8 protein-coding genes are annotated in these 6352 nt (G+C 55.4%); 2 read left to right on the top strand and 6 right to left on the bottom strand.

Translation table 11 applies throughout. The features are described 5' to 3' along the window. Both NG42_RS23110 and NG42_RS04910 read left to right on the top strand, forming a co-directional pair. A partial coding sequence (locus tag NG42_RS23110) for an AzlC family ABC transporter permease (RefSeq protein WP_052898149.1) occupies positions 1–416 on the top strand: 416 nt, incomplete at its 5' end. Further along, a complete protein-coding gene (locus NG42_RS04910) occupies positions 413–709 on the top strand; it encodes an AzlD family protein (protein ID WP_052898148.1) in 297 nt (98 codons plus the stop codon). The genes NG42_RS23110 and NG42_RS04910, both read left to right, overlap by 4 nt. A gap of 365 nt (positions 710–1074) precedes the next feature. Here NG42_RS04910 and NG42_RS04905 read toward each other — a convergent pair whose 3' ends face one another. The 6 genes from NG42_RS04905 to NG42_RS04880 all read right to left on the bottom strand — a co-directional run bounded on the left by NG42_RS04905 (position 1075) and on the right by NG42_RS04880 (position 6341). Then, a complete protein-coding gene (locus NG42_RS04905; protein ID WP_053115677.1) occupies positions 1075–1452 on the bottom strand; it encodes a helix-turn-helix domain-containing protein in 378 nt (125 codons plus the stop codon). 37 nt (positions 1453–1489) lie between these two features. Beyond that, the gene (locus NG42_RS04900) at positions 1490–2053 is read right to left on the bottom strand and encodes a TetR/AcrR family transcriptional regulator (RefSeq protein WP_052898147.1); all 564 of its coding nucleotides are present in this window, start codon (positions 2051–2053) and stop codon (positions 1490–1492) included. Next, positions 2053–2394, bottom strand: coding sequence for a DMT family transporter (locus tag NG42_RS04895; RefSeq protein WP_052898146.1), 342 nt, complete (start codon positions 2392–2394; stop codon positions 2053–2055). Before NG42_RS04895 ends, NG42_RS04900 begins: the two co-directional genes overlap by 1 nt. 121 nt (positions 2395–2515) lie before the next feature. Beyond that, a complete protein-coding gene (locus NG42_RS04890) occupies positions 2516–3535 on the bottom strand; it encodes a substrate-binding domain-containing protein (protein WP_052898145.1) in 1020 nt (339 codons plus the stop codon). A 29-nt stretch (positions 3536–3564) separates the two neighbouring features. After that, a complete protein-coding gene (locus NG42_RS04885; RefSeq protein WP_052898144.1) occupies positions 3565–4971 on the bottom strand; it encodes a sucrose-6-phosphate hydrolase in 1407 nt (468 codons plus the stop codon). Then, positions 4971–6341, bottom strand: a complete 1371-nt coding sequence (locus NG42_RS04880) for a sucrose-specific PTS transporter subunit IIBC (protein ID WP_052898143.1) — start codon at positions 6339–6341, stop codon at positions 4971–4973. The genes NG42_RS04885 and NG42_RS04880 overlap by 1 nt, the downstream gene beginning before the upstream one ends. Positions 6342–6352 lie beyond the last annotated feature (11 nt).

Genomic DNA, 6352 nt, shown 5'->3' with positions numbered 1-6352 from the left:
CGAAACGCAAAGCCTTCGCCGCGCTGTTTTTTATGACCGACGAGAGTTGGGCAATGGGCATGGCCGATGCCGCTAAACGCCGTCAGGCTGGCATCGTCAGTAGTTTCAGCATTCCTTACTACGCCGGGGTCTCGGCTTCGCTTTATATCATCTGGGTGTTGTTCACCACTTCCGGCGTACTGCTGGGGCCGCTGATGGGCGATATCAGTCAGTGGGGATTTGATATGGCGTTTCCGGCCATCTTTCTGGTGCTGTTGCGCGGCATGTGGCGTGGGTTCCGTGCGGCACGCCCGTGGATGGTCAGCCTGATCATGGCCGCATCGACTTACTACCTGATTCCGGGCGCGTGGTACGTTCCGGTGGGTGCACTGTCAGGGATGATGACCGCCCTGTTTTTCGTCGGGAAGAAATCATGATTAGCGGCATCACTGTATTAACCATTCTGCTGATGGCCAGCGTAACCTGGCTGACGCGGGTGATTGGCTATATCGGTTTACGCAACCGCGAACTGGGGCCGCGCGCCAGAGCGGTGATGGAAGCCGCGCCGGGCTGCGTACTGATTTCGGTCATTGCGCCCTACTTTGTCACCAACAATCCGGCCGACCTGCTGGCCATCGCTATCACCCTGATTGCCGCCAGCCGCCTGTCACTATTTTCCACCGTGGCCGTAGGCATTGTTGCGGCGGCACTGTTACGTCATCTGCTGTAATCATTCCACTGCCTGGCGGTACTTATCCACCAGGCAGGCACTTCACCAACCGGGTTGTCTACCTCCGTCGGCGCTATTGTCTTGCTGGCCTTGAGCCTGAATGCGTTCCATCCGCCGGTCGCGTTTTATTCCACCTTTGCCGTCGGGCGTATAGATTACAGGCCTGCTCTCCACCCGGATGGGCGGTGTATCCTTGCTGGTATCGTAATGCCAGGGCGTGCAGGAAATGGCGAGAAAACCTGCCGCACATATCAGTAAGCGCTTTGGCACAGAACCTCCTTGTCGATAAGAAGGTTGATCAATAAATTGTCGCAGCCATGCCGTCAATATTTTCGGGCGAGAAATGAAACAGAACTGCCTGGCGGTTAACGGTTGGTTGAATCACTGCGGAACGTTACCGATTTATCGCGCTGAGAAGCAGGATGATTTTCCCGATACTGGCCGGGAGTAATACCAAACTGGCGCTTAAACGCTTTATGGAAAGTTTCATGGGACGGAAAGCCATGTAACAGCGCCACGGTCAGGATCGGTCCGGGCTGGGTGCGCAACATTTTCGCTGCCGCAGCCAGCCTTTTTTCACGACAGTAGGCCGCTAACGGCTGGCCGGTGGTCTCACGAAATATCCGCTGAATATGCCATTTTGAATAGCCTGACTTCTCAACAAAATCGTCAATTTTCAGGCGATTATCGATATTTTCATCAATCCAGACGATCAAATCAGACACGATATTATCCCTGAACATTGTGCACTCCGGTTTCTAAAGTCTCTGTTAAACGCACTTACCCGGCAGCCGTCAGGGTCATGGCAACCAGCCGTTGTTCCATATGCGGAAACAATTCGGTGGTACGCACACGATGCAGCAGTGAAGAAAACCACAGTCCGTCGGATGCCAGTCTTGCCACTTCCAGCTGCGGATCGCTGTCGGTATGCTGATGTTGTTCCAGCCGGTTCGCCAGCCAGCTATCCCATTTGCGGGTCAGCTGAGTATCACTGCCGAGGGTAAAGCTGAGGACTGCCCAGCTATTCTCGGTGTGGCTATCGAGAAACACCGTGCGAATATAGGCGCGACTAAAGCAGCCGTAGTCCAGCGAATCCACGGCAATAAACTGGTCGATATCGTGATCCAACTGCCGAATAACCTCATCAAATAAGCCTTCAACCAGCGCCTGCTTACTGGGGAAATGGTGGAAAAATCCGCCCTTCGTCACCCCTGCCGCCTCGGCCACCGCGCTGACGGTAACACTGGCCGGGCCTTTTTCGACTGCCAGCCGTGCGGCACTGCTCAGCAATTGCTGACGCACATACTCCGGCTGTCTTTTGCGCGCTTGCGGTTTATCACTCATTAGTGCGAGACCATTTTAGAAAATCCATTCACCACCACCACACCGGTCACAATCAGCGCAATACCGACAATCGCGGGCAGATCCAGACGCTGCTTAAAGACCACCACACCCATTGCCGCTGTTAATACAATACCCAGCCCGCCCCACGAGGCATATGCCACCGCCAACGGCAGCGTTCTCAGTACCTGCGACAGTAAATAAAACGACAGGCCATACAGCATCACCGTCATCAGTGAAGGATAAAGACGGGTAAATTGTTCTGACTTACCGAGAAACACGGTGCCGGCGACTTCCATCACGATGGCACCCGCAAGCCCCATCCAGGCGAGAAAAAGGTTCATAAGGTATATATTCCGGTTAAGGGGCAGGAAAAATCCAGCCGACATATTACATACCTACCGGTCGGTATGTAAATTTGTTTTTGCTGACCTCAGCCGATTTCGGCGCGAAACGATTAAGGCATCAGCGCGGAGATTTGTTGGCGCGCAGTCTGATGGATGCCGGTAACCAGCGCTGAAGCGGTTCCGGCGAGCGCTGTTTAATCAGGTCGGTGATCATCTCAAAGCAGTTCCATGCCAGCAGCCGCTCATCCTGCGCCACGGTATCAATTGGTATGCAGAGCGAATCATATAAATAGTGATCGTCAAAACTGCACAGGCGGATATCGCTTTCCAGCAAACCGTGCTGACTGAGATAACGCAACACCCCTTCCTGCAAGCCACACGCGGCGCAGAACAGCGCTTGCGGCACGCGTCCCAGACGCGAGCAGAGATCGGCAAACAGTTCATAGCCTGAACTGGAATGGTAATGACCATAAATTACCCATTCCGGTTGCAGCTCGACACCGGCACGTTGCAGGCCGCGCTTAAATCCTTCCAGACGATCGCGGGTGGGAGAGATACGCGGCTGCCCGCCAAAGAAATAAAGCTCGTCATAACCTTCACTGGCTACGTGCTCAATCAGCTTCGCGGTGGGTTCAATGGCATCGGTAATCACCAGCGGCAACGACGATTCGCCGAGGTGACGGTCAAATAAAATCACCGGCAGCTGCTGGTTTATTTTCTGATACTCACCGTCACTCAGCATACTGGAGGCGACAATCAGCCCGTCGACCTGACGCTGAATCAGGTTGTTGACCGCCAGAATTTCCTGGCTGGCGTTCTCATCGGTACAGGCAATCAGCAGCTGGAGACCATCATCACGACAGAGCTTTTCCAGCTCATGGGAGAAGACGGCAAAGCCGTGGTTAGTCATCTCCGGCACCACCAGACCAAGGGTATTACTGTGCGATGAGTTCAGCGCGCGGGCGTGGATGCTGGGCTGGTAATGCTCCTGCTTCGCCACTTCCATCACCCGCAAACGGGTGCTTTCGGCCACCCTCAGCTCTTTACCCCGCCCGTTCAGCACCAGACTGGCGGTGGATTTCGAGACGCCGGCCAGTCGTGCAATATCATTGATGGTGACACGTTTGCTTTTATTCACATTCTGCTTAGTGATGGTGGCTCATGGCCTCATTCTATCACGCATCTTTTCAAGCTCCAGTGATGCAACGCCAGCATGCTGTGCCCCTGTAACCGCAGCTGCGGCTGGCTGCCGGGAAAATAGCGCGCTGACATCACCGCTTCACCGTGATTGATAAAAATTTCCACGCTGGAGCTATCGCACAGGATTTGCAGATGCGTTACGGTTCCACGCCAGTAACGATGTTCGGTTTCTCCACTGCGACGGTTGCTGCGCGTCAGAGTCAGACCGAGCCGGTCACAGTGCAGTTGCAGAATGCCGGCAAAGCTGGCGCTGAACTCGCCGTTTACCGCAAAATCGATTTCAGCGCTGGCGATATCCAACTCAGGTAGCGAAGCGGCCTCGCCATTAAAGGTGCGGGCGCAGCTGCGCAGCTGACGTAGCTCCCGCGCCGGTTGCTGGAACAGTTTTCCCGCCTGCCAGCTCAGTTCACGCGGGCAGGTCATGGTATGAATCCACCCATGATCAATGGTCGGCTGATAAAATTCTTCCTGGTCCGGCACGCCCATCCAGCCAATCAGCAGGCGACGACCCTCGTCGCTGGCCGTAGTCTGCGGCGCATAAAATTCAAAGCCGTGATCCAGCTCGTGAAACTCGCCATGGTGATAGTGACCCGCGTCGTAATCCAGCTCACCGCTGAAATAACCGCTCTGGAAGGTGTTCAGATAGCGGTATGACTCCGCCGCCAGCCCCTGCGGACAGACCACCAGAATATCCTGATCCGCCAGCCGGAACAGATCAGGACACTCCCACATATAACCAAACGCCCCTAAACCGCCCAGCCCACTGCCGGCGATTTCGCCCTTTAGCGTCCAGCTTTGCAGATCGGGCGACTGTAACAGCAGCACTTTGCCTTGCAGATCGCTATCCTGCGCGCCCAGCACCATCCACCAGCTCTCCTGATGTCGCCAGACTTTTGGATCGCGCACATGACCGGTATAGCCCGCGGGTAACGCCAGCACCGGCCCCAGCTTATCGAATTCGCCTTGCGGATTGAGCCGGGCGAGACATTGCCAGGCGGTGCGACCCTGCTCGAATTTCACATTGCCGGTGTAGACCAGCGTCAGTACCCCGTGGTCGTCCACCGCCGAACCGGAATAACAACCGTGGCTTTCATACTCTTCAACCGGTGCCAGCGCCAGCGGCTCATGTTGCCAGTTCACCAGGTCGGCAGAACTCCAGTGCCCCCAGAATTTTGCGCCGTGGGCGCAGGCCAGCGGGTTCCACTGATAGCACAGGTGATAACGCTGATTAAACTGAATAAAACCATTTGGATCGTTCATTAACCCGACCGGCGGTGCCAGATGCCATAATGGCCGATGAGGATCTGCTGCCGCCCGTTGCTGACCCGCCATCACCGCACGCAGGGTTTGTTTAAGCAGATGTGGCTCGTTCATTACCTGGCCTCGATTTTGTATTTCAGTAACAGCGAAACGGTAAACGCCACACCAAAGGCGATTAGCATACCAATCAGATAGTTAACCATAGAGCTGGCCTGCACAATTGCCAGTCCCGGCAACGCCGTCAGGCCCACCGCCGTCATATTGACCTGCATCGCAACCACCCAGGCACCGCCCAGCGCCCCCCCGATGATTCCGGCAATAAACGGCTTAATAAATCGCAGATTAACGCCGAAAATGGCCGCTTCGGTAATCCCCAGCATGGCGGAAAATGCAGATGGCAGCACGATGCTGCGCGTTTTGATATCGCGGGTTTTAAACCACACCGCCAGACAAGCACCGCCCTGCGCCACATTGGCCATTGACCAGATCGGCAGCAGGAAGTTAACGCCAATCGACGGATTGCCTAATAGCCCGGCTTCAATAGCATGGAAACTGTGATGGACGCCGGTAATCACAATCACCGAGTACAGGCCACCGAATACCATCCCCGCCAGCCATCCGGCATGGGCGATTAAGGTACTGAGTACCAAAGAGATACCGTCGCCAAGCATACGGCCCGCCGGACCGATAATCAGTAAGGCGACAAAACCAGAAATAATCACCGTCAGGAATGGCGTCAGAATAATATCCAGCGCATCCGGCACAATTCGGCGCAGACGTTTTTCAATCAGGCTCATAAACCACACGGCCAGCAGCACCGGAAACACCGTGCCCTGATAGCCGATCATGGCAATTTCCAGCCCGAAGAAATCCATGGTGTGGAAACCGCTGGCCACGCCCCAGGCATTGGTCAGCGCCGGGTGAGTCAGGATACCGCCGAGCGTTGCGCCCAGATAAGGGTTGCCGCCAAACTCACGCGCGGCGGTGAAACCAATCAGAATCGGCAGAATGATAAAGGCCGCCGAGCTGCACATATCCAGCATCACAAACAGCGCGCTGTCGGCATTGACCCAGCCATAGGTTTTCACCATGCCGAGCAGACCCATCAACAGGCCGGAGGCAACAATCGCCGGAATAATCGGTACAAAAATATTCGACAGCAGTCGCGCCAGGCGCTGGAAAGGATTGAGTTTTTTCGCCGCCATATCGGCCGCTTCATTTTTACTCGACTCGCTGATGCCCGCCGCCTGAATAAAGGCCGCATGCACTTTATTAACGAGACCACTGCCGAAGATAATCTGAATTTGACCGGCGTTGCTAAAGCAGCCTTTCACGCCGTCCAGCGCTTCAATCGCCTCTTTCTGTACCAGCGCGTCATCCACCAGCACCAGCCGTAAACGCGTCGCGCAATGCGCCGCGGTGGCGATATTCTCTTTACCGCCCAACAGTGGCACCAGTTGCCCGGCTACCTGATTAACATCCATACATCCCCCCT

The sequence above is a fragment of the Winslowiella iniecta genome (assembly GCF_001267535.1).
Classification (GTDB): Bacteria; Pseudomonadota; Gammaproteobacteria; order Enterobacterales; family Enterobacteriaceae; genus Erwinia; species Erwinia iniecta.
This window is presented reverse-complemented; position numbering and strand designations above follow the sequence as displayed.

Excerpts from the sequence above, each read along its gene's own strand:
- NG42_RS04910 (WP_052898148.1), top strand. The coding sequence starts at position 413 with ATGATTAGCGGCATCACTGTATTAACCATTCTGCTGATGGCCAGCGTA.
- NG42_RS04905 (WP_053115677.1), bottom strand. The coding sequence starts at position 1,452 with ATGTTCAGGGATAATATCGTGTCTGATTTGATCGTCTGGATTGATGAA.
- NG42_RS04900 (WP_052898147.1), bottom strand. The coding sequence starts at position 2,053 with ATGAGTGATAAACCGCAAGCGCGCAAAAGACAGCCGGAGTATGTGCGT.
- NG42_RS04895 (WP_052898146.1), bottom strand. The coding sequence starts at position 2,394 with ATGAACCTTTTTCTCGCCTGGATGGGGCTTGCGGGTGCCATCGTGATG.
- NG42_RS04885 (WP_052898144.1), bottom strand. The coding sequence starts at position 4,971 with ATGAACGAGCCACATCTGCTTAAACAAACCCTGCGTGCGGTGATGGCG.
- NG42_RS04880 (WP_052898143.1), bottom strand. The coding sequence starts at position 6,341 with ATGGATGTTAATCAGGTAGCCGGGCAACTGGTGCCACTGTTGGGCGGT.